Origin of the sequence: Streptomyces purpureus (genome assembly GCF_014648195.1) — a bacterium.
Lineage (GTDB): Bacteria > Actinomycetota > Actinomycetes > Streptomycetales > Streptomycetaceae > Streptomyces > Streptomyces purpureus.
The window spans coordinates 251,313-273,419 of the sequence record NZ_BMQQ01000004.1 but is presented as its reverse complement, the minus strand read 5'-3'; the positions used below and the strand labels follow the sequence as shown (position 1 = coordinate 273,419).

Below are 22,107 nucleotides of genomic sequence, written 5' to 3'. Positions count from 1 at the left end.
CAACGTTGCGTACGGTCGTACACTCCACCGCCCGCTACCTTGTGTGCATGACATTTCCTACGGGGCCGTACGGCTGGACTCCTCCGCCGCCACCCAAGCCCGGAGTGATACCCCTCGCGCCGCTCGGACTCGGTGAGATCCTGGGCGGCGCGTTCGCGACGCTGGGCCGCCACTGGAAGCAGCTGCTCGCCGTCGCGCTGGTCGCCTACGGCGGAGCCGCGCTGCTGCTCGGCGCGACGCTCGCGATCGCGTACGCGGCGGTCGCCGACCATCTGCCGCGCGTCTTCGACCCGCCCCCGGGGCAGGGCCCCTCCTGGGAGGACGGACAGCCGCTGCTGATCGCGCTGGCCGCCGTATGGGCGGTCGGCATCGTCGCTCTGCTGCTGGCGAACGCGGTGCTCTACGCGGCCTGCCCGGCGGTCCTCCAGGACGCGGTCCTGGGCCGGCCCACCACGTTCGGGGTGGTGTGGGGGCGGGCCTGGAAGCGGATGCCGGCGGTCCTCGGCACGGTCTTCCTGACGGCCCTGATCATCCTCGTGCCCATCGCGCTGTTCTGGATCGGGATCGTCGGGGTGGTGGTCGCGATGATCGCGGCGGCCAGCGACGCCTTCACCAGCTCCCCGGCCCTGCCGCTGCTCGCCATGTTCGGCGCGCTGCTGGTGGCGCCGGTGTCGACCTGGCTGTGGGTGCGCTACAGCCTGGCCCCGGCCGCGGCCGTCTTCGAGGGCCAGGGGGCGCTGGCCGCGATGGGCCGCTCGGCGGACCTGGTCCGCGGCGCCTGGTGGCGGATCTTCGGCATCACCCTGCTGGCGGGCCTCCTGGCGGGCCTGGTGAGCCTGGTGTGCTACGTGATCCAGCAGGTGCTCTCGCTGCTGATATCGGTCCCCGGCGCCTCCTTCGACGAGGTCGACTCCGGCGGCGAGGCGGTGGCGGCGTTCTCGGTCCTGTTCGTCATGATCCTGCTCGCCCAGTTGGTGAGCCAGATCGTCGCGGCGACCTTCCCCCAGCTGGTGGCCGGCCTGCTCTACGTCGACCAGCGCATCCGCAAGGAGAACCTGGCCCCGACGCTGGCGGAGGCGGCGGCGGTCCAGGCGGTCCCCGTCAGTCGATGAGCGAGGCCTTGGGCCTCAGCACACAGAACTCGTTGCCCTCGGGATCGGCGAGGACGACCCATGTCGCGTCCTCGCCCTGCCCGACGTCGACCCGTCTCGCCCCGAGCCTCAGGATCCGCTCCACCTCGGCGTCCTGATCGTCGGGCGCGAGATCGATGTGCAGCCGGTTCTTGCCGGCCTTCTCCTCGGGCACGGGCAGGAAACACAACCCGGGCAGCGCGTGCTCGTGCGCCCCGATGACGATCTCGTCCGGGGCCTCGTACAGGACCTGCCAGTCCAGCACCTGGGTCCAGAACCTGGCCTGCGCGGGGAGGTCATGGGCGTCGACGGCGATGTGGTACAGGGATACGGCCATGTCCGCCAGTCTTACAGCCCGGGGCGGCAAGATCCCGTATTCGCGGAAAGCCGACAGCCTGAAGGGCCCCGGCTCATCGAGCCGGGGCCCTTCAGGCCTTCGGAGTGCTGCGATCAGACGTTGAAGCCGAGCGCGCGCAGCTGCTCGCGGCCGTCGTCGGTGATCTTGTCCGGGCCCCACGGCGGCATCCAGACCCAGTTGATCTTGAGTTCGTTGACGATGCCGTCCGTCGCGGCCTTCGCCTGGTCCTCGATCACATCGGTCAGCGGGCACGCCGCCGACGTCAGGGTCATGTCCAGCGTCGCGACATTGGAGTCGTCGATGTGGATGCCGTAGATCAGGCCGAGGTTGACGACGTCGATACCCAGCTCGGGGTCGACGACGTCGTACAGCGCCTCGCGGACCTCTTCCTCGGAGGCCGGCTTCATCGTGGCCTCTGCGTTCTCGCTCATGCCGACTTCCTCGCAGAATCGTCTTGTCCGTCACCCAGAGCCTGGGCGGTCGCGTCCTTCCACGCCATCCAGCTCAGCAGGGCGCACTTCACCCGGGCCGGGTACTTGGAGACACCGGCGAACGCGACAGCGTCCTCCAGGATCTCCTCCATCGCGTCGTCCGGCTCGATCTGGCCCTTGGACTGCATCAGCTCCAGGAACGTGCCCTGGATCTTCTGCGCCTCGGCCAGCTCCTTGCCGACCAGCAGCTCGTTCAGCACGGAGGCCGACGCCTGGCTGATGGAGCAGCCCTGGCCCTCGTACGACACGTCCTCGATCCGCGAGCCGTCGTACTTCACACGGAGCGTGATCTCGTCGCCGCACGTCGGGTTGACGTGGTGCACCTCGGCATCGCCGTCCCGAAGACCGCGCCCGTGCGGGTGCTTGTAGTGGTCCAGGATGACGTCCTGGTACATCGAATCCAGCTTCACAACCGCGTCAGCCCCTCAGCCGAAGAAGTTCCGTACGTGCTCCAGGCCGTCGACCAAGGCGTCCACCTCGGCGGGCGTGGAGTACAGATAGAACGACGCCCGCGTGGTCGCAGGAATTCCGTACCGCAGGCAGACCGGCCGCGCGCAGTGGTGGCCGACCCGGACCGCGATGCCCTGCTCGTCGAGGACCTGGCCCACGTCGTGCGGGTGAATGTCACCGAGCGTGAAGGAGATCGCGGCGCCGCGGTCCTCGGCCGTCACCGGGCCGATGATCCGCAGGTCGGGGACCTCCTGCAGGCGGCGCACCGCGTACTCGGTGATCGCGTGCTCATGCGCCGCGATCTTGTCCATGCCGATCGCCGAGAGGTAGTCCACGGCCGCGCCGAGACCGACGGCCTGCGCGATCGGGGGCGTACCCGCCTCGAACTTGTGCGGCGCCGGGGCGTAGGTGGACGAGTGCATCGAGACGGTCTCGATCATCTCGCCGCCGCCGAGGAACGGCGGCAGGTCCTCCAGGAGCTCCTGGCGTCCCCACAGCACACCGATGCCGGTCGGGCCGCACATCTTGTGGCCGGTGAAGGCGACGAAGTCGGCCTGGAGCGCCTGCACGTCCAGCACCATGTGCGGGGCGGCCTGCGAGGCGTCGATGCAGACCAGCGCACCGACCTCCTGGGCGCGGCGGACGATCGTCTCGACCGGGTTGACCGTGCCCAGCAGGTTGGAGACCAGGGTGAACGAGACGACCTTGGTCTTCTCGGTGATGACCTCCTCGATGTTGGACAGGTCGAGGCGGCCGTCGTCGGTGAGGCCGAACCACTTCAGCTTCGCGCCCGTGCGCTGCGCCAGCAGCTGCCACGGCACGATGTTGGAGTGGTGCTCCATCTCCGTGATCGCGATCTCGGTCTCGTGGTCCACGCGGTAGGGCTCGTCGGCCCAGCCCAGCATGTTGGCCACGAGGTTGAGCGACTCCGAGGCGTTCTTGGTGAAGATCACCTCGTTGCGGCTGGGCGCGTTGATGAAGCCGGCGACCTTGTCGCGGGCACCCTCGTACAGCGCCGTGGCCTCCTCGGCGACCGTGTACACGCCGCGGTGCACATTGGCGTTGTGGCGCTCGTAGTACTCGTTCAGCGCGTCGAGCACCTGGCGCGGCTTCTGCGAAGTCGCCGCGGAGTCCAGGTACACGATCTTCTTCCCGTCGTGGACCACACGATCCAGCAGGGGGAAGTCCTTACGGATCGCCTCGGTGTCGAGAAGGCCCGGCAGCTGGATCACTCGGATGCGCCGCCCTTCGTGTACGCCTCGTAGCCCTCGTTCTCCAGCTTGTCGGCGAGCTCGGCGCCGCCGGACTCGGCGATGCGGCCGTTGGCGAAGACGTGGACGAAGTCGGGCTTGATGTAGCGGAGGATCCGCGTGTAATGCGTGATCAGCAGGGTGCCGACCTCGCCGGTCTCGCGGACGCGGTTGACGCCCTCGGAGACGATGCGCAGGGCGTCGACGTCGAGGCCGGAGTCGGTCTCGTCGAGGATGGCGACCTTCGGCTTGAGCAGCTCGAGCTGGAGGATCTCGTGGCGCTTCTTCTCGCCGCCGGAGAAGCCCTCGTTGACGTTGCGCTCGGCGAAGGCGGGGTCCATCTGGAGACGCTCCATGGACTCCTTGACCTCCTTCACCCAGGTGCGCAGCTTGGGGGCCTCGCCGCGGACGGCGGTGGCGGAGGTGCGCAGGAAGTTGGAGACCGAGACGCCGGGGACCTCGACCGGGTACTGCATGGCGAGGAAGACGCCGGCGCGGGCGCGCTCGTCGACGGACATCTCCAGGACGTCCTCGCCGTCCAGGGTCACGGTGCCGGCGGTGATCGTGTACTTGGGGTGGCCCGCGAGGGAGTACGCGAGGGTCGACTTGCCGGAGCCGTTGGGGCCCATGATGGCGTGGGTCTCGCCCTGCTTCACGGTCAGGTCGACGCCCTTGAGGATCTCCCGGGGGCCGTTCTCGGCCTCGACGGAGACGTGCAGGTCGCGGATTTCAAGCGTTGCCATGGGTGACTCAGGACTCCTGGGTGACGGAGACGAGCACATCGTCCCCTTCGATCTTGACGGGGTATACGGGGACGGGGCGCGTCGCGGGGAGGCCGGACGGCTTGCCGGTGCGCAGGTCGAAGCTGGAGCCGTGCAGCCAGCACTCGATGGCGCAGTCCTCCACCTCGCCCTCGGACAGGGAGACGTTCGCGTGCGAGCAGATGTCGTTGATCGCGAACACCTCCCCCTCGGTGCGGACGATGGAGACGGGCGTGCCGTCGAGTTCCACCCGCTTGGGGGTGTCCTCCTCCAGCTCGCTCAGCCCGCAGGCGCGTACGTAGGTCATGCGACCGACGCCTCCAGCTCGGCCTCGATCTTGGCGATGAGGCGCTCCTCGACGTCCGGCAGGCCGATCTGCTGGACGAGCTCGGCGAAGAAGCCGCGGACCACGAGCCGGCGGGCCTCCTCGGCGGGGATGCCGCGGGCCATCAGGTAGAAGAGCTGCTCGTCGTCGAAGCGGCCGGTGGCGGAGGCGTGGCCGGCGCCGGCGATCTCACCGGTCTCGATCTCCAGGTTCGGCACGGAGTCGACGCGGGCGCCGTCCGTGAGGACCAGGTTCCGGTTGAGCTCGTAGGTGTCCGTGCCCTCGGCCTTGGCCTGGATGAGCACGTCGCCGATCCAGACGGCGTGCGCGTCCTGGCCCTGCAGGGCGCCCTTGTACGCCACGTTGGAGCGGCAGTGCGGGGTGTTGTGGTCGACCAGGAGGCGGTGCTCCTGGTGCTGGCCGGCGTCGGTGAAGTAGAGGCCGAACAGCTCGGCCTCGCCGCCGGTGCCCGCGTACCGCACCCGGGGGTGGATGCGGACGACGTCACCGCCGAAGGTGACGACGACGGACTTGAAGGAGGCGTCGCGGCCGACCAGCGCGTTGTGCTGGGCGACGTGGACGGCCTTCTCGTCCCAGTCCTGGACGGAGACGACGGTGAGCTTGGCGCCGTCACCGAGGACGTAGTCCACGTTGGCGGCGAGGACCGCGTCACCGGTGTGGTCGATGACGACGACGGCCTCGGCGAACGCGCCGAGCTCGATCACCTGGTGGCCGAAGGCGGTGCCGCCCTCGCCGTGCACGGCGATCCGGATGGGCTCGGTGAGCACGGCCTCCTTGGGCACGGAGACGACCGAAGCCTGCTCGAAGGAGCTGTACGCCTGGGCGGCGACCCGGTCGACGGGCGTGCCGGCCCGGCCGACGCGGGCGTCGTCGCGGCCGACGGTCTCGACGGTGACGCCCTCGGGGGCCTCGATCGCGACCTTGACGCCCTCGCCGTCGGCGACGGCGGTGCCGTCGTGCAGGCCGCGCAGTCGCTCCAGCGGCGTGAAGCGCCATTCCTCCTCGCGGCCGTGCGGGACGGGGAAGTCCGCGACGTCGAAGGACGGGGGCGCGCTCATGCGCGTGGCGACGGTCGACTCGGCGGCCACCGCGATCGAGCCGGCGGTGGTGGAGCCCGCCGGGATGTTCTGAGCCTCAGCCATGGCTGTCGTGTTGCTCTCTTCCTACGTAACTACGCAAAGACCAGGGGGTACGGACGGCAGGGCGGCGTCAGCCGACCGCACCCTCCATCTGCAGCTCGATCAGCCGGTTCAGCTCGAGCGCGTACTCCATCGGGAGCTCCTTGGCGATCGGCTCGACGAAGCCGCGCACGATCATCGCCATCGCCTCGAACTCGGTCAGGCCACGGCTCATCAGGTAGAAGAGCTGGTCCTCGGAGACCTTGGAGACGGTGGCCTCGTGGCCCATGGACACGTCGTCCTCGCGGACGTCCACGTAGGGGTACGTGTCGGAGCGGGAGATCGTGTCGACGAGCAGCGCGTCGCACAGGACGTTCGACTTGGCGCCGGGGGCACCCTCGCCGATCTCGATGAGGCCGCGGTAGGAGGTGCGGCCGCCGCCTCGCGCCACCGACTTGGAGACGATGTTGGAGGAGGTGTTCGGGGCCATGTGGACCATCTTGGCGCCGGCGTCCTGGTGCTGGCCCTCGCCCGCGAAGGCGATGGAGAGGGTCTCGCCCTTGGCGTGCTCGCCCATCAGGTAGACGGCCGGGTACTTCATCGTCACCTTGGAGCCGATGTTGCCGTCGACCCACTCCATGGTCGCGCCCTCGTACGCCACGGCGCGCTTGGTGACCAGGTTGTAGACGTTGTTCGACCAGTTCTGGATCGTCGTGTAGCGGCAGCGGCCGCCCTTCTTGACGATGATCTCCACGACGGCGCTGTGCAGCGAGTCAGAGGAGTAGATCGGGGCGGTGCAGCCCTCGACGTAATGGACGTAGGCGTCCTCGTCGACGATGATCAGCGTCCGCTCGAACTGGCCCATGTTCTCCGTGTTGATACGGAAGTAGGCCTGGAGCGGGATCTCGACGTGCACGCCCTTGGGGACGTAGATGAACGATCCGCCGGACCACACGGCCGTGTTCAGGGAGGCGAACTTGTTGTCGCCGACCGGGATCACGGTGCCGAAGTACTCCTTGAAGAGCTCCTCGTGCTCCTTGAGCGCGGTGTCGGTGTCGACGAAGATGACGCCCTGCTCCTCCAGGTCCTCGCGGATCTGGTGGTAGACGACCTCGGACTCGTACTGGGCCGCGACACCGGCGACGAGGCGCTGCTTCTCCGCCTCGGGGATGCCGAGCTTGTCGTACGTGTTCTTGATGTCCTCCGGCAGGTCCTCCCAGGACTCGGCCTGCTTCTCGGTGGACCGCACGAAGTACTTGATGTTGTCGAAGTCGATGCCCGACAGGTCGGAGCCCCAGCTCGGCATGGGCTTCTTGTCGAACAGGCGCAGACCCTTCAGCCGCAGCTTCAGCATCCACTCCGGCTCGTTCTTCTTCTCGGAGATGTCGCGGACGACGGCCTCGGAGAGACCGCGCTTGGCGGTGGCACCGGCCGCGTCCGAGTCGGCCCAGCCGTACTCGTACCGACCCAGGCCCTCGAGCTCGGGGTGGCTGATCTCGGTGGTCATGCGGGGTTCCTCCCGGCCGTGCTTGCGGATGCTGGTTCTGAAGTGGTCTGTGGGTTGCCGTGCGGGATGAACGTGGTGCAGACGCCGTCACCATGCGCGATGGTGGCCAGACGCTGGACGTGCGTTCCCAAGAGGCGGGAGAAGATCTCCGTCTCCGCCTCGCACAGCTGGGGGTACTGCTCGGCGACGTGGGCGACCGGGCAGTGGTGCTGGCAGAGCTGCTGGCCGACCGGCGCGTTCCGCGCAGTGGCAGCGTACCCGTCCGCCGTCAGGGCCTTGGCGAGCGCCTCGGTGCGGTCCTTCGGATCCGCGGTCTCGACGGCCTGGCGGTAGGCCTCCGCCTGGGCCTCGATCCGGTCGCGGGCGAAGGCCGCGACGGCGGCCTCTCCCCCGGCGTTCTGCTCGATCCAGCGCAGCGCGTCGACCGCGAGCGTGTCGTACGACTGGTCGAAGGCGTCGCGGCCGCAGTCGGTCAGTGCGAAGACCTTGGCGGGGCGGCCGCGGGTGCGCGCGCCGTAGACGCGCTGTTCGCGGGCTTCCACGACGTTTTCGGCGACGAGCGTGTCGAGGTGGCGGCGGACGGCCGCCTGGGTGAGGCCGAGGCGGCCCGCGAGGTCGGCGACTGTGGACGGGCCGTGGTCCAGGATGGAGCGCGCGACCCGGTTGCGGGTGGACCGCTCACCGGTCGCGAGTTCCTCCGCTGGGGCCTCGCCGACGTTTTTCACAACGCCATTGTTGCGTAATTCTCGAGAGAGTGACAAGCCACCGCCTGATCATCGAACGGTGCGCTGCATCACTTAGGTAAACCTAATCTGACCTGCGGAAATGATCTCAGGGACGCACCGCGGCCGCGTCCGGACGGACGCGGCCACGGCCCTCACATCGGACGTATCAGCTGGTCAGGTCGGGCCTGTGAGTGACCCTTACCGAGTTCACCCGCGTCTTTCCGGCGTTGGCCACGAAGCACAGATTCAGCTGGCCGTCGGTGACCTTCACGGTGAAGGAACGGGTGTGCGCGACACGCACGCCGGCCTCCAGGGCGAGGTCCAGATTGGGTACGAATTGCGTGCCCTCGGCCATCACGTCGAAGACCCGGCCGGTCGGACGCCTGGCGGCGAGCTCGGCGAAGCCCGGTTCGACCTCGTACGTGCCCTCGGGGAGGGTGTCGAAGCGGTACTCGTACATGCCCTGGCGTGCCGTGCGGTACATCGTCGGGTCGGCGGCGCCGGTGATCGCCGGGTGGTGGACAGCGTGCTGGTGGTGCCCAGGTGTCCGTACGAGCCGGCCGCGTGCTTGCGGTCGGGTCCCCAGGTGTCGCCGAGCGCGTCCACCGACTCGGTGGCGGCGCCGGCGTCGATCGCCGTCCGGTAGGCCGGGACGACCAGCTTCACCGGGATGTCGATCACCGGCTGGCGGCCGCTGCGCGACGTCACCTGGAGCATGCCGGTGAGCACGGTGCCGGGGGCCTGGCCCCTGGTGTCGAAGGTGATTCTGGGGCGCCCGGGTCTGAAGCGGGCTCGGTTCCGGTCGGGGGCTCGGTTCGGGACGGAGGGAGCAGGGCCACGACCCCCTCACGAGAGGTGCACCGATGGGCACGTACCGTCACCTGACCGTGAAAGGTTTGACAGGTCCATGTGAAGGTGCCTCACGTGCCAGTTCAGGCCATTCCCGCCCCTTGAGCCCCCGGGTTCTCCCCCGCCGCCCGGCGGCCCGCCGGGGCTCCTTAGACTTCCCCGCATGAAGAACGAGTCCGTCGTCCAGGTCAGGGGCCTGGTCAAGCGGTACGGATCCAAGACCGCCGTCGACGGCCTCGACCTCGATGTCCGGGCCGGCACGGTCACCGCCGTCCTCGGCCCCAACGGCGCCGGCAAGACCACCACCGTGGAGACCTGCGAGGGCTACCGGCGCCCCGACGCGGGCACCGTCCGCGTCCTCGGGCTCGACCCGGTCGCCGACGCCGCCCGGCTGCGGCCCCGGATAGGCGTGATGCTCCAGTCCGGCGGGGTCTACTCCGGCGCCCGCGCCGAGGAGATGCTGCGCCACATGGCCAAGCTCCACGCCGACCCGCTCGACGTCGACGCCCTGATCGAGCGCCTCGGCCTCGGCTCCTGCGGCCGCACCACCTACCGCCGGCTCTCCGGCGGCCAGCAGCAGCGCCTCGCGCTCGCCATGGCCGTGGTCGGCCGTCCCGAACTGGTCTTCCTCGACGAACCCACCGCCGGCCTCGACCCGCAGGCCCGCCGCTCCACCTGGGACCTCGTACGCGAACTGCGCGCCGACGGCGTCTCCACCGTGCTGACCACGCACTTCATGGACGAAGCCGAGGAGCTCGCGGACGACGTCGCCATCGTCGACGCGGGCAAGGTCGTCGCCCAGGGCTCCCCCGAGGAGCTGTGCCGCGGCGGCGCGGAGAACACCCTGCGCTTCACCGGCCGCCCCGGCCTCGACATGGGCTCCCTACTCAAAGCGCTCCCCGACGGCACCGCCGCGGCCGAGCTGACCCCGGGCGCGTACCGGATCAGCGGCACCGTCGACCCGCAGCTGCTCGCCACCGTCACCAGCTGGTGCGCCCAGCACGGCGTGATGCCCGACGGCATCTCCGTGGAGCGGCACTCCCTCGAAGACGTCTTCCTCGGGCTGACCGGCAAGGAGCTGCGCGCATGAGCGCCGGAACGTACACCCCGCGCCCCGGCGCCGCCCCCGTCGGCCGGATGATCGCCGCGCAGGCCCTCTTCGAGACGAAGATGCTGCTGCGCAACGGCGAACAGCTGCTGCTGACCGTCGTCATCCCCTCGCTGCTGCTCGTCCTCTTCTCCACCGTCGACATCGTGGACACGGGCGACGGGCGGCCGGTGGACTTCCTGGCGCCCGGTGTGCTGGCGCTGGCCGTGATGTCCACCGCCTTCACCGGCCAGGCCATCGCCACCGGTTTCGAGCGGCGGTACGGGGTCCTCAAGCGGCTCGCCGCCTCGCCGCTGCCCCGCTGGGCGCTGATGACGGCGAAGACGCTCGCCGTGCTGGTCACCGAAGTGCTGCAGATCGCGCTGCTCACGGCGATCGCGCTCGGCCTCGGCTGGTCACCGCAGGGCGGCCCGCTGCCGGTGCTGCTGCTGATCGTCCTCGGCACGGCCGCGTTCTCCGGCCTCGGACTGCTCATGGCGGGCACGCTGAAGGCGGAGGCGACACTGGCCGCCGCGAACCTGGTCTTCCTGCTGCTGCTGGTCGGCGGCGGTGTGGTGGTGCCGCTGGACAAGTTCCCGGACGCCGCCCGCGGTCTGCTCGAACTGCTGCCGATCTCCGCCCTCTCGGGTGGCCTGCGCGACGTCCTCCAGGACGGGGCGGCGATGCCGTGGGCCGAGCTCGGCATCCTCGCCCTCTGGGCGGCGGCGGGGCTGGGCGCGGCGGCGAAACTGTTCCGCTGGGAGTGACCCAGGGGGGTGGGAAGCCCGCGCGGTGACACGGGATCATACGAAATGGACCCCTCGTGAAAACGCGCACAAGCGTGCGCCTACGATAGTGGCCGTGTTGACCCCCCTCGCCCACATCGCCCGACGCTGGACGCCCAGCCCCCGCACGCTCCGGCGTGCCGCGCTCGCCCCCGTCGTGATGACCGTCGTCATCATCGTCACCGGCGGCGCGGTCCGGCTCACCGGCTCCGGCCTCGGCTGCGACACGTGGCCCAAGTGCACGGACGACAGCCTCTTCGCCACCCCCGAACAGGGGCTCCACGGGGCGATCGAGTTCGGCAACCGCATGCTGACGTACGTCCTGTCGGCCGCCGTCGGCTGGGCGATCGTCGCGGCACGCTCCACCAAACCGTGGCGGCGCGGACTGACCCGGCTCGGCTGGCTCCAGTTCTGGCTCGTCGTGTTCAACGCCGTCCTCGGCGGCATCACCGTCCGGCTCGCGCTCAACCCCTGGACCGTTGCCGCCCACTTCATCGCTGCCAACGCCCTGCTCACCGCGGCCGTCCTCACCTGGCACCGCGCCCACGAGGGCGACACCGCGCCCCGGCCGCGGGTCCCGGGTCCGGTCCGGAAGCTGTCCTGGGCGATCACCGGCGTCTCCGCGCTCCTGATCGTCCTCGGCACCTCCGTGACCGGCTCCGGCAAGCACGCCGGTGACAGCAGCGACGTCCCGCGCATGCCCTGGGACTGGACCGTCGCCGCCCATGTGCACGCCATCGCCGCCTGGGTGGTGTGCGCCCTGGCCGTGGCGATGTGGCTGGTGCTCCGGGTCGTGGACGCCCCGAACGACACCCGGGCGCGCGCCCGCGACCTGCTGATCGTCGTACTGCTCCAGGGCGGCATCGGCTACGTCCAGTACTTCACCTCGGTCCCCGAGGTCCTCGTCGGCCTCCACATGCTCGGCTCCTCGCTGATGTGGATCGCGGTGCTGCGGCTGGCGCTGAGCCTGCGGGAGCGGCCGGTCGAGAAGGCGGAGATCCCGGCACAGACGGACGCGGCGCTGACCAACGCGTGACGGCGGATGACGGACGGCGGACGGCGGATCACAGCTGACCGATGACGGGTGACGGATGACCACATCTGTCACCCGTCATCCGTCGTCCGTCATCGGGTGTCCGTCATCGGCCGTCGCCCGCCGCCAGGCCGTACACCCGCCGGGCGTTGCCCGCCGCGATCATCCCCGCCACCCGCTGTGCGTCCGTACGTGACCACGCTCCCCCGCCCGTCCATTCCGCGAGGACCCGGCTGAGTGCTTCCCGGAAGCTGCTCGCCGCCACCACATGGAGCTCGGGCAGGCCGTGGGCGCCGCTGGAGAAGAGCAGTTTGCCGAAGGGGGCCAGCTCCAGGATCTCGGCGAGGATCGCGGCCGCCCGTGGCCCGGTCTGGACGAGGACGGGGCCCAGGTCCGCGTACACGTGGGGGAAGACGCTGGTGAGGTGGGCGGCCTGGCGGTGGTGGGGGTAGCCGTGCAGGAGGATCAGTTCGGTGCCGAGGCCGCTGGTGGCGGCGGCGAATTCGCCCAGTTGCGTGGGGTCTTCGATGCCGACGTGGAGCTGGAGCGGCCGGCCCGAGGAGATGGCGATCCACAGCAGGTGCCGTAGGAGTACGGGGTCGGTGAGCCGGCCGCCGACGGGGCGGCGGGTGAGCCAGCGGGAGGCGGCGCCGCGTACTTCGCCCGGGCCGGGGGGTTCGGGGGCGAGGGAGAGGCCGCAGCGCAGGGCGGCGACGGAGATGAAGGCGACGGCGGAGGCGGCGGCGCCGTGGACGGCTTCGGCGAGGTTGGCGAGGAGCGCGTCGACGGTGCCGGAGGTGTCGGCGACCTGTTCGGCGAGGAGTTCGAGGCGGACGATCTCGTGGGCCTCGGCGGCGCCGGTCGCGGCGATCTCGGCGGGTGGGGTCAGGTCGCCGGGGAGTCCGGTGTCGACCAGGTAGGTGGAGATGCCGCTCGCCCGCAGCAGCCGGCGTCCTGATTCGATGACGCCGAGTTCTCGTCGTCGGGCCAGGTAGCGGGCGGGCGGGCAGTGGGGTTCGAGGCCGAGCAGGGGTGGGCACCAGCGTCGTACGGCGAACCCGGTCTGGGTGTCGAAGAAGGTGGTGCCGGGCGCGGGTGGCCCGGCGGTCCTGCCGAGGTGTGCCTCGAAGGTGCCGAGGCCGAGCTCCGTACGGAGCACCCCGTGGCAGTACTGGTCCACCAGGGTCGGGGTGTCGATCATTCGGGGGCTCCCTGCGATGGACGCGCTTCCACCCGTCCTAACGGGTGAGCCCCGTGTGAGGTGTTGCCTCAGTTGCCGGCGGTCGGGTTCGCGGGGCCGCCGATCTGGATGCCGGCCATGCGCGTCCACTCGTACGGGCCGGTGACGACCTTGGCGGCGAGGTCGCCGTCGAAGGTGTCGTGGAGGGTGAGGCCGGCCTTCTCGGCGGCGCTGCGCGCGATGGTGTGGGTGGGGGCCACGACGTCGCCCCAGCCGCCGTCCTCGCCGACGAGGACGATGCGGGTGCCCGTCTGGCCGATGTAGGCGAGCTGGCCTTCGGCGCCGCCGTGCTTCTTGGAGAACGTGGTGATCCGCTTGGCGAGCCTGGCCGCCGTGCGCTCGGCGCGCGCCGCCTGCCGGGTGTCCGCCGCCTGGTCTTCCGCCTGCTTGGTGTCTGCCATGAGCAGGATGCTACCGACGGGTAGATCGACTGGCGACGGGCGGGTCACGTGGCCTTGACCACGTGACCCGCCCGTGCGGGGGAAATCTCGGGGGAACTGCGTGCGGCTAGCGGAGGAAGGGGTCCACCGCGACCGCGACGAAGAGCAGCGAGACGTAGGTGATGGACCAGTGGAAGAGCCGCATCTCCTTGAGCTTGGCGCCGGTGGCGCCGGCCTTGGCGCGGGCCTGGAGGGCGTGGGCCTCCCAGAGCCACCAGCCGCCGGTGGCCAGGGCGACGGCGGTGTAGAACCAGCCGGTGTAGCCGAGGGGCTGGAGCAGCAGGGAGACGGCGACCATGACCCAGCTGTAGAGGACGATCTGGCGGGCGACGACCTTGTTGCCGGCGACGACCGGGAGCATGGGGACGCCGACGCGGGCGTAGTCCTCCTTCACCTTCATGGACAGCGGCCAGTAGTGCGGCGGCGTCCAGAAGAAGATGACCATGAAGAGGATGACGGCGGCCCAGGACATCGAGTTGGTGACGGCGGACCAGCCGATGAGGACGGGCAGGCAGCCGGCGATGCCGCCCCAGACGATGTTCTGGGCGGTGCGGCGCTTGAGGATCATCGTGTAGACGACGACGTAGAAGAGGAGCGCGCCGAGCGAGAGTGCGGCGGAGAGCCAGTTGACGAGCAGGCCGAACCAGAGCGTGGAGACCACGGCGAGGGTGATGCCGAAGACGAGGCCTTCGCGGGGCGAGACCATGCCGGTGACCAGGGGGCGCTGGGACGTACGGTCCATCAGGGCGTCGATGTCCCGGTCGATGTACATGTTCAGCGCGTTGGCGCCGCCGGCGGAGAGGTAGCCGCCGACGCAGGTGGCGAGCACCAGCCAGAGGTTCGGCACGCCTTGCTCGGCGAGGAACATCACCGGAACGGTGGTGATGAGCAGCAGCTCGATGATTCGCGGCTTGGTCAGCGCCACGAATGCCTTGACGCGGGCACCGAATGGCCTATGGCCCCCCGGGCTGGGAGTCAAGACGACCCCTGCGGGTCGGGACTCGACGGCCGTCACGCACACCCCTGACAGAGAATTCCCAGCAAGCTGCCCGGGCGCTGTGTGAAGGCCCGGTAAATACTTGCGCGTACCACGCCACTCTAGACGTTGCCCATACGCCGATCTTCGCGGGGGTCGGGTCGTGTTGGGTGGGCGCTGCGGGGCGGCCGGGGAGGCGACTGGGGGTGACCTTCCGGAGGACTGGGGGTGGTCCGGGGGGTGACCCGGGAGGCGAAGTGACACAGTCGCCCGCACTCTGGCTGTGTCTTCTTTTTCCCAAGGCCTGCACTCGAAAAGATGCGCGCTGACGCAAGGGTAGGCTCGACAACGCCGGTGCGCCCTCAGTCACCGGGTTTCGAACATGTGGAGAGGAGCCCTGACTCAGGGTGAGCAACAAGCCGACCACCACAGAGCTCGAGTGGACCGATTTGGACCAGCGGGCCGTGGACACCGCTCGCATCCTGGCCGCGGACGCCGTACAGAAGGTCGGCAACGGCCATCCTGGTACGGCGATGAGCCTGGCGCCTGCCGCGTACACCCTCTTCCAGAAGGTGATGCGGCATGACCCGGCCGATCCGGACTGGGTCGGACGCGACCGTTTCGTTCTGTCCGCGGGCCACTCGTCCCTGACGCTGTACACCCAGCTGTACCTCGGCGGGTTCGGGCTGGAGCTGGACGACCTCAAGGCGTTCCGTACCTGGGGTTCGAAGACTCCGGGTCATCCGGAGTACGGCCACACGGCCGGTGTGGAGACGACCACGGGTCCGCTGGGCCAGGGTGTCGCCAACGCCGTGGGTATGGCGATGGCCGCCCGGTACGAGCGTGGCCTGTTCGATCCGGACGCCGCGCCCGGCCAGTCGCCGTTCGACCACCACATCTATGTGATCGCCGGTGACGGCTGTCTGCAGGAGGGCATCTCCGCGGAGGCGTCCTCGATGGCCGGGCACCAGAAGCTCGGCAACCTGATCATGCTGTGGGACGACAACCACATCTCGATCGAGGGCGACACCGAGACGGCGGTGTCCGAGGACACGCTGAAGCGGTACGAGGCCTACGGCTGGCATGTCCAGCGTGTGGAGCCGCAGGAGAACGGCGACCTGGATCCGGCCGGGCTGTACACGGCGATCCGGGCGGCGGAGGCGGAGACCGAGCGTCCGTCGTTCATCGCGATGCGTTCGATCATCGCCTGGCCTGCGCCGAACGCGCAGAACACCGAGGCCGCGCACGGCTCGGCGCTGGGCGACGAGGAGGTCGCGGCGACGAAGCGGGTGCTGGGCTTCGACCCGGAGCAGACCTTCGAGGTCTCCGACGAGGTTCTGGCACACACGCGGGGTCTGCTGGACCGTGGCCGTGAGGTGCGGGGCGAGTGGGAGAAGTCGCTGGCGGCGTGGCGTACGGCCAACGCGGAGCGGGCGGCAGAGTTCGACCGTATCCAGGCCAACGAGCTGCCGGAGGGCTGGGAGAAGCAGCTGCCGGTGTTCGAGGCGGGCAAGGGTGTGGCCACCCGTGCGGCGTCGGGCAAGGTGCTGCAGGCGCTGGGCGCGATCATTCCCGAGCTGTGGGGTGGTTCGGCGGACCTGGCGGGTTCGAACAACACGACCATCGACAAGGGTTCGTCGTTCCTGCCGGAGGGCAACCCGCTGCCGGAGGCCGACCCGTACGGGCGGACGATCCACTTCGGTATCCGTGAGCACTCGATGGCCGCGGAGATGAACGGCATCGCGCTGCACGGTCACACGCGGATCTACGGCGGTACGTTCCTGGTCTTCTCTGACTACATGCGTAACGCGGTGCGGCTGTCGGCGCTGATGCACCTGCCGGTGACGTACGTGTGGACGCATGACTCGATCGGTCTGGGCGAGGACGGTCCGACGCACCAGCCGGTGGAGCACCTGGCGTCGCTGCGGGCGATTCCCGGTCTGAACGTGGTGCGTCCGGCGGACGCGAACGAGACGGCGATCGCGTGGCGCGAAATCCTCAAGCGTCACACGAAGGTGTTCGGCAAGGGCGCTCCGCACGGTCTGGCGCTCACTCGTCAGGGTGTGCCGACGTACGCGCCGAACGAGGACGCGGCCAAGGGTGGTTACGTCCTGTTCGAGGCCGAGGGTGGTCAGCCCGAGGTGGTGCTGATCGGTACGGGTTCCGAGGTGCACCTGGCCGTGGAGGCGCGGGAGCAGCTGCAGGCGGCCGGTGTGCCGACGCGTGTGGTGTCGATGCCTTCGGTGGAGTGGTTCGAGGAGCAGGACCAGGCCTACAAGGACAGTGTGCTGCCGCCGTCGGTGAAGGCGCGGGTGGCGGTTGAGGCCGGTGTGGGTCTGACCTGGCACCGGTATGTGGGTGACGCGGGTCGCATCGTGTCGCTGGAGCACTTCGGTGCGTCGGCGGACGCGAAGGTGCTGTTCCGTGAGTTCGGCTTCACGGCCGGCGCGGTTGCGGCCGCCGCTCGGGAATCTCTGGCTGCCGCGGCGCGCTGACGCCGTATACGTACGACTTAATGGAGATGCAACTCTCATGACAGACGCACTCAAGCGCCTCTCCGACGAAGGCGTCGCGATCTGGCTGGACGACCTGTCGCGTAAGCGGATCACGTCGGGCAACCTGGCGGAGCTGATCGATCAGCAGCATGTCGTGGGTGTCACGACGAATCCGTCGATCTTCCAGAAGGCCATCTCGTCGGGTGACGGGTACGAGCAGCAGCTCGCCGACCTGGCTGCCCGCAAGGTGACGGTGGACGAGGCCATTCGCATGATCACGACGGCTGACGTGAGGGACGCCGCCGACATCCTGCGCCCGGTCTTCGACGCGACGGACGGTCAGGACGGGCGGGTGTCCATCGAGGTGGACCCGCGCCTGGCGCATGACACGACGGCGACGATCGCCGAGGCGAAGCAGCTGGCGTGGCTGGTGGACCGGCCGAACACGCTGATCAAGATTCCGGCCACGAAGGCGGGTCTGCCGGCGATCACCGAGGTGATCGGTCTGGGGATCAGCGTGAATGTGACGCTGATCTTCTCGCTGGAGCGGTACCGCGCGGTGATGGACGCGTACCTGGCGGGTCTGGAGAAGGCGAAGTCGCGCGGTCTGGATCTGTCGAAGATTCATTCGGTGGCGTCGTTCTTCGTGTCCCGGGTGGACTCGGAGATCGACAAGCGTCTGGACGCGGTGGGTACGGCCGAGGCCAAGGAGCTGAAGGGCAAGGCCGCGCTGGCCAACGCCCGGCTGGCGTACGAGGCGTACGAGGAGGTGTTCTCGTCGGAGCGGTGGGCGGCGCTGGACAAGGCGCAGGGCAACAAGCAGCGTCCGCTGTGGGCTTCGACGGGTGTGAAGGACCCGCGGTACAAGGACACGCTGTACGTGGTGGACCTGGTGGCGCCGGGCACGGTGAACACGATGCCGGAGGGCACGCTGGAGGCCACCGCGCACCACGGTGAGGTCACCGGTGACACGGTGCGTGGTACGTACGAGCAGTCGCGTGGCGAGCTCGCCGCGATCGAGAAGCTCGGTGTCTCGTACGACGACGTGGTGCAGCTGCTGGAGGACGAGGGCGTCGAGAAGTTCGAGGCGTCCTGGAACGACCTGCTCGAGTCGACCGAGGCGGAGCTGAAGCGCCTTGCGCCGTCCGTAGCTTCGGAGGCGTGACACCTTGACCGCTGTTCATGAAGCGAATCCGCTTCGTGACGCCGCAGACCGACGGCTCCCGCGTATCGCGGGGCCGTCGGGCCTGGTGATTTTCGGCGTCACGGGCGATTTGTCCCGTAAAAAGCTGATGCCCGCGGTGTACGACCTGGCCAACCGCGGTCTGCTGCCGCCGGGCTTCGCGCTGATCGGTTTCGCCCGCCGGGAGTGGCAGGACGAGGACTTCGCGCAGGAGGTCCACGACGCCGTCAAGCAGCATGCGCGCACGCCGTTCCGGGAGGAGGTGTGGCAGCAGCTCAGCCAGGGGATGCGCTTCGTCCAGGGCGACTTCGACGACGACGACGCCTTCGACCAGCTCAAGACGACGATCGAGGAGTTGGACAAGGCGCAGGGCACGGGCGGCAATTTCGCCTTCTACCTGTCGGTGCCGCCGAAGTTCTTCCCCAAGGTCGTACGGCAGCTGAAGAAGCACGGGCTCGCCGACCAGAAGAACGGGTCGTGGCGGCGCGCGGTCATCGAGAAGCCGTTCGGTCATGACCTGACCTCCGCCATGGAGCTGAACGAGGTCGTCCACGAGGTCTTCCCGCCCAACGAGGTCTTCCGGATCGACCACTACCTGGGCAAGGAGACCGTCCAGAACATTCTGGCGCTCCGGTTCGCCAACACGCTCTTCGAGCCGCTGTGGAACCGGTCGTACGTCGACCATGTGCAGATCACGATGGCCGAGGACATCGGCATCGGCGGCCGGGCGGGCTACTACGACGGTATCGGCGCGGCCCGTGACGTCATCCAGAACCACCTCCTTCAGCTGCTGGCGCTGACGGCGATGGAGGAGCCCGCCTCCTTCGACGCGGACGCGCTGGCGGCGGAGAAGACGAAGGTGCTGGGCGCGGTGAAGCTGCCGAAGGACCTGGGCAGCAGCACGGTGCGGGCGCAGTACGCGGCGGGATGGCAGGGCGGCGAGAAGGCCGTCGGCTATCTGCAGGAGGACGGCATCGACCCCAAGTCGAAGACGGACACCTACGCGGCGATCAAGCTGGAGATCGACAACCGCCGCTGGGCGGGTGTCCCGTTCTACCTGCGGACCGGCAAGCGGCTCGGCCGGCGGGTCACCGAGATCGCGGTGGTCTTCCAGCGGGCGCCGCACTCCCCCTTCGACCACACGGCCACCGAGGAGCTGGGGCAGAACGCCCTGGTGATCCGGGTGCAGCCGGACGAGGGTGTGACGCTGCGGTTCGGTTCGAAGGTGCCGGGCACGCAGATGGAGGTCCGGGACGTCTCGATGGACTTCGCGTACGGCGAGTCGTTCACCGAGTCGAGCCCGGAGGCGTACGAGCGGCTCATCCTCGATGTGCTGCTGGGTGACTCCAACCTCTTCCCGCGGGTCGAGGAGGTCGAGCTGTCCTGGAAGATCCTCGACCCGATCGAGCAGTACTGGGACGCGCACGGCAAGCCCGCGCAGTATCAGGCGGGCACGTGGGGTCCGGTCGAGGCGGACGAAATGCTCGCACGAGACGGACGGAGCTGGCGCCGGCCATGAAGACCGACCTGACGGACACCACGTCCAGCAAGATCAACAAGGCGCTGGTGCTGGGGCGGCGGGCGATCGGCACGCCGGCCGTCGGCATGGTGCTGACCCTTGTCATCGTGACCGACGAGGAGAACGCGTACGACGCGCTGAGGGCCGCCAACGACGCGTCCCGCGAGCACCCTTCGCGGACGCTGGTGGTCATCAAGCGGGCCGCGCGTTCGGCGCGTGACCGGGCCAAGGCCCGGCTGGACGCCGAGGTGCGGCTGGGCGCGGACGCGTCCACCGGTGAGACGGTGGTGCTGCGGCTGTACGGCGAGGTCATCAACCACGCCCAGTCGGTGGTGCTGCCGCTGCTGCTGCCGGATGCTCCGGTGGTGGTGTGGTGGCCGGTGAACGCGCCGAGCGACCCGGCCAACGACCCGCTGGGTGCGCTGGCGCAGCGCCGGGTGACCGACGCGTACGCCTGTGAGCAGCCGGTGCAGGAGCTGGCGGCGCGCGCCGAGGCGTACACGCCGGGTGACACGGATCTGTCCTGGACGCGGATCACGCCGTGGCGTTCGATGCTGGCCGCCGCCCTGGACCAGGTGAACTGTGAGGTCACCGGGGCCGAGGTGGAGGGCGAGGAGTTCAACCCGAGCGTGGAGCTGCTCGCGATGTGGCTGGCGGACCGGCTGAAGATCCCGGTCAGGCGGTCGCTGTCGACGGGACCGGGTCTGACGGCCGTAAGGCTCGAGTCCAGTTGCGGGCCGATCGTGCTCGACCGGGCGGACGGTTCGCTGGCGACGCTGTCGATCCAGGGTCAGCCGGACCGGGCGGTGGCGCTCAAGCGGCGTGAGACGGCGGAGCTGATCGCGGAGGAGCTGCGGCGGCTGGATCCGGACGACACGTACGCGTCGGCGCTGCGGTACGGCGTGGACCGGCTGGGTGCGCACTCCGACGTCGAGCCCGATCCTGCTCCCGTGGCGGAGCCGGCGGCCGAGGCGCCCGCGCCGAAGAAGGCGCCGGCGAAGAAGGCGGCGGGGAAGTGAGTGCTCCGCAGCTCGTCGTGCACCACGACAAGGAGCTGATGGCTCAGGCCGCGGCCGCGCGGCTGATCACCCGGATCGTGGACGCGCAGGCGGCCCGTGGTTCGGCGTCGGTGGTGCTGACCGGTGGCCGTAACGGCAACGGTCTGCTGGCGGCGCTGCGTTCGGCTCCGGCGCGGGACGCGGTGGACTGGTCGCGGCTCGATCTGTGGTGGGGCGACGAGCGGTTCCTGCCCGAGGGCGATCCGGAGCGTAATGTCACGCAGGCCCGTGAGGCGCTGCTGGACAGTGTTCCGCTGGATCCGGCGCGGGTGCACGCGATGCCCGCCTCGGACGGTCCGTACGGTTCCGACGCCGACGCGGCCGCGGCGGCGTACGCGGAGGAGCTGGCGGCGGCGGCCGGTCCTGAGGACCATGGGCCGGTGCCGACGTTCGACGTCCTGATGCTGGGGGTCGGACCGGACACGCATGTGGCGTCGCTGTTCCCGGAGTTGCCGGCGGTTCGTGAGACCGAGCGGACGGTGGTGGGTGTGCACGGCGCGCCGAAGCCGCCGCCGACGCGGATCTCGCTGACGTTCCCGGCGATCCGGGCGGCGCGTGAGGTGTGGCTGCTCGCGGCGGGCGAGGACAAGGCGAAGGCGGCCCTGCTGGCCTTGTCGGGCGCGGGTCCGGTGCAGGCTCCTGCGGCGGGTGCGGTGGGCCGCTCCCGCACGCTGTGGCTGCTGGACGCGGCGGCGGCTTCGCTGCTGCCGCGGGATCTGTATCCGCCGGCGTCCGCCTGATCGCTGTCGTGGCGTTTGCGAAGGCCCGGTCCACCTGGAGGTGGGCCGGGCCTTCGTCGTATGCCCTGCCTGCTGCTCGGTCGGCGTTATGTGCGTTGTCGGCGTTCCAGGAAGGGTTCGAGGAGGCCGGGGACGGCGGTGGCGGCGAAGGTGAGGCCTTCGGTCTCGTCGGCGTCGTGGACGGTGTAGGCGCCTTCTCCGGCGGCCGTGGTGGCGGTGACGCTGAGGAGGTGCGCGCGGCGCTGGAAGAGGGACTGGCGGATGGTCCAGCCGATGACGCCGCCGCGTTGCAGGGCGACCGTGGTGCGGCGGACGGTGCCGGAGCGGGTGATCAGGTAGGCGTCGGTGGTGGCGTGGCCGAGGTTGCGGTAGGCGTCGAGGGCGAGCAGGACGGCCGGCGGGGTCAGGAGGAGGGCGCTCAGGGCCGCGGCGATGTGGAGGCCGGTGGTGTCGAGGACCGTGCCGAGGACGGCGAGGGTGGCGGCGGGGAGCAGGGCGGCGGCGAGGGCGCGGCGCAGGCGGCGGGAGCGGGCGGCGCGGGGGTGGGGGGTGAGCGGGGTGGCGGT

Annotated in this window: 23 protein-coding genes; 9 read left to right on the top strand and 14 right to left on the bottom strand. The window is 69.7% G+C overall.

Translation table 11 applies throughout. The annotated features are described in order from the left end of the window. The first annotated feature begins 47 nt into the window (after nucleotides 1–47). Nucleotides 48–1,112, top strand: coding sequence for a DUF7847 domain-containing protein (locus tag IEZ01_RS08335; protein ID WP_229832788.1), 1,065 nt, complete (start codon nucleotides 48–50; stop codon nucleotides 1,110–1,112). On the opposite strand, the gene IEZ01_RS08330 is transcribed toward IEZ01_RS08335, so the two are convergent. The 10 genes from IEZ01_RS08330 to IEZ01_RS36000 form a co-directional block, all read right to left on the bottom strand. Further along, on the bottom strand, nucleotides 1,102–1,467 hold the full coding sequence (locus IEZ01_RS08330) for a VOC family protein (RefSeq protein ID WP_019885318.1): 366 nt from the start codon (nucleotides 1,465–1,467) through the stop codon (nucleotides 1,102–1,104). The genes IEZ01_RS08335 and IEZ01_RS08330 overlap by 11 nt on opposite strands. 113 nt (nucleotides 1,468–1,580) lie before the next feature. Then, nucleotides 1,581–1,919 (bottom strand): metal-sulfur cluster assembly factor, encoded by a 339-nt coding sequence (locus IEZ01_RS08325; RefSeq protein WP_019885319.1) that lies wholly within the window; start codon nucleotides 1,917–1,919, stop codon nucleotides 1,581–1,583. Then, nucleotides 1,916–2,389, bottom strand: coding sequence for a Fe-S cluster assembly sulfur transfer protein SufU (gene sufU / locus IEZ01_RS08320; RefSeq protein WP_019885320.1), 474 nt, complete (start codon nucleotides 2,387–2,389; stop codon nucleotides 1,916–1,918). Before sufU ends, IEZ01_RS08325 begins: the two co-directional genes overlap by 4 nt. Before the next feature lie 15 nt (nucleotides 2,390–2,404). Further along, a complete protein-coding gene (locus IEZ01_RS08315; protein WP_019885321.1) occupies nucleotides 2,405–3,661 on the bottom strand; it encodes a cysteine desulfurase in 1,257 nt (418 codons plus the stop codon). Beyond that, nucleotides 3,658–4,422: a Fe-S cluster assembly ATPase SufC gene (sufC, locus tag IEZ01_RS08310; RefSeq protein WP_019885322.1), complete on the bottom strand. Its 765-nt coding sequence runs from the start codon at nucleotides 4,420–4,422 to the stop codon at nucleotides 3,658–3,660. The genes IEZ01_RS08315 and sufC overlap by 4 nt, the downstream gene beginning before the upstream one ends. A 7-nt stretch (nucleotides 4,423–4,429) precedes the next feature. Beyond that, nucleotides 4,430–4,747 carry a bifunctional 3-phenylpropionate/cinnamic acid dioxygenase ferredoxin subunit gene (locus IEZ01_RS08305; protein ID WP_019885323.1) on the bottom strand — a complete coding sequence of 106 codons (318 nt, stop codon included), beginning with the start codon at nucleotides 4,745–4,747 and terminating at the stop codon, nucleotides 4,430–4,432. After that, complete coding sequence (gene sufD, locus IEZ01_RS08300) at nucleotides 4,744–5,928, bottom strand: Fe-S cluster assembly protein SufD (RefSeq protein ID WP_019885324.1); 1,185 nt, start codon at nucleotides 5,926–5,928, stop codon at nucleotides 4,744–4,746. Before sufD ends, IEZ01_RS08305 begins: the two co-directional genes overlap by 4 nt. A 67-nt stretch (nucleotides 5,929–5,995) precedes the next feature. Continuing rightward, nucleotides 5,996–7,411 (bottom strand): Fe-S cluster assembly protein SufB, encoded by a 1,416-nt coding sequence (gene sufB, locus IEZ01_RS08295; RefSeq protein WP_019885325.1) that lies wholly within the window; start codon nucleotides 7,409–7,411, stop codon nucleotides 5,996–5,998. Continuing rightward, the gene (locus tag IEZ01_RS08290; RefSeq protein WP_019885326.1) at nucleotides 7,408–8,136 is read right to left on the bottom strand and encodes a helix-turn-helix transcriptional regulator; all 729 of its coding nucleotides are present in this window, start codon (nucleotides 8,134–8,136) and stop codon (nucleotides 7,408–7,410) included. Before IEZ01_RS08290 ends, sufB begins: the two co-directional genes overlap by 4 nt. A 166-nt stretch (nucleotides 8,137–8,302) precedes the next feature. After that, nucleotides 8,303–8,620, bottom strand: coding sequence for a malectin domain-containing carbohydrate-binding protein (locus IEZ01_RS36000; RefSeq protein ID WP_229832786.1), 318 nt, complete (start codon nucleotides 8,618–8,620; stop codon nucleotides 8,303–8,305). A 528-nt stretch (nucleotides 8,621–9,148) separates the two neighbouring features. On the opposite strand from IEZ01_RS36000, the gene IEZ01_RS08280 reads away from it, so the two are divergent. The 3 genes from IEZ01_RS08280 (at nucleotide 9,149) to IEZ01_RS08270 (ending at nucleotide 11,893) form a co-directional block, all read left to right on the top strand. Further along, entirely contained in the window at nucleotides 9,149–10,075 is a 927-nt protein-coding gene (locus tag IEZ01_RS08280; RefSeq protein ID WP_019885327.1) for an ABC transporter ATP-binding protein, read from the top strand. Further along, on the top strand, nucleotides 10,072–10,839 hold the full coding sequence (locus tag IEZ01_RS08275) for an ABC transporter permease (protein ID WP_189200731.1): 768 nt from the start codon (nucleotides 10,072–10,074) through the stop codon (nucleotides 10,837–10,839). Before IEZ01_RS08280 ends, IEZ01_RS08275 begins: the two co-directional genes overlap by 4 nt. Before the next feature lie 94 nt (nucleotides 10,840–10,933). Continuing rightward, nucleotides 10,934–11,893 (top strand): COX15/CtaA family protein, encoded by a 960-nt coding sequence (locus IEZ01_RS08270; protein ID WP_189200729.1) that lies wholly within the window; start codon nucleotides 10,934–10,936, stop codon nucleotides 11,891–11,893. 103 nt (nucleotides 11,894–11,996) lie between these two features. On the opposite strand, the gene IEZ01_RS08265 is transcribed toward IEZ01_RS08270, so the two are convergent. From IEZ01_RS08265 to IEZ01_RS08255, 3 genes are all read right to left on the bottom strand, one after another. After that, nucleotides 11,997–13,091, bottom strand: coding sequence for an amidohydrolase family protein (locus IEZ01_RS08265; protein ID WP_189200727.1), 1,095 nt, complete (start codon nucleotides 13,089–13,091; stop codon nucleotides 11,997–11,999). Nucleotides 13,092–13,159: 68 nt separating this feature from the next. Beyond that, nucleotides 13,160–13,531 carry a hypothetical protein gene (locus IEZ01_RS08260; RefSeq protein WP_189200725.1) on the bottom strand — a complete coding sequence of 124 codons (372 nt, stop codon included), beginning with the start codon at nucleotides 13,529–13,531 and terminating at the stop codon, nucleotides 13,160–13,162. Between the two features lie 106 nt (nucleotides 13,532–13,637). Further along, a complete protein-coding gene (locus tag IEZ01_RS08255; protein ID WP_028797397.1) occupies nucleotides 13,638–14,585 on the bottom strand; it encodes a heme o synthase in 948 nt (315 codons plus the stop codon). A gap of 368 nt (nucleotides 14,586–14,953) precedes the next feature. Between IEZ01_RS08255 and tkt the strand changes: the two genes are divergently transcribed. Genes tkt through pgl form a run of 5 tightly spaced genes read left to right on the top strand, consistent with a single transcriptional unit; the run spans nucleotide 14,954 to nucleotide 21,541 of the window. After that, a complete protein-coding gene (tkt, locus tag IEZ01_RS08250) occupies nucleotides 14,954–17,041 on the top strand; it encodes a transketolase (RefSeq protein WP_189200723.1) in 2,088 nt (695 codons plus the stop codon). Nucleotides 17,042–17,078: 37 nt separating this feature from the next. Further along, nucleotides 17,079–18,206 carry a transaldolase gene (gene tal / locus IEZ01_RS08245; protein ID WP_019885334.1) on the top strand — a complete coding sequence of 376 codons (1,128 nt, stop codon included), beginning with the start codon at nucleotides 17,079–17,081 and terminating at the stop codon, nucleotides 18,204–18,206. A 4-nt stretch (nucleotides 18,207–18,210) separates the two neighbouring features. After that, on the top strand, nucleotides 18,211–19,743 hold the full coding sequence (gene zwf / locus IEZ01_RS08240; protein WP_019885335.1) for a glucose-6-phosphate dehydrogenase: 1,533 nt from the start codon (nucleotides 18,211–18,213) through the stop codon (nucleotides 19,741–19,743). Beyond that, nucleotides 19,740–20,762 carry a glucose-6-phosphate dehydrogenase assembly protein OpcA gene (opcA, locus tag IEZ01_RS08235; protein ID WP_019885336.1) on the top strand — a complete coding sequence of 341 codons (1,023 nt, stop codon included), beginning with the start codon at nucleotides 19,740–19,742 and terminating at the stop codon, nucleotides 20,760–20,762. Before zwf ends, opcA begins: the two co-directional genes overlap by 4 nt. Next, on the top strand, nucleotides 20,759–21,541 hold the full coding sequence (pgl, locus tag IEZ01_RS08230) for a 6-phosphogluconolactonase (protein WP_019885337.1): 783 nt from the start codon (nucleotides 20,759–20,761) through the stop codon (nucleotides 21,539–21,541). The genes opcA and pgl overlap by 4 nt, the downstream gene beginning before the upstream one ends. A gap of 86 nt (nucleotides 21,542–21,627) precedes the next feature. Here pgl and IEZ01_RS34745 read toward each other — a convergent pair. Next, the coding region (locus IEZ01_RS34745; protein WP_229832784.1) for a PH domain-containing protein at nucleotides 21,628–22,107 on the bottom strand (480 nt) is incomplete at its 5' end.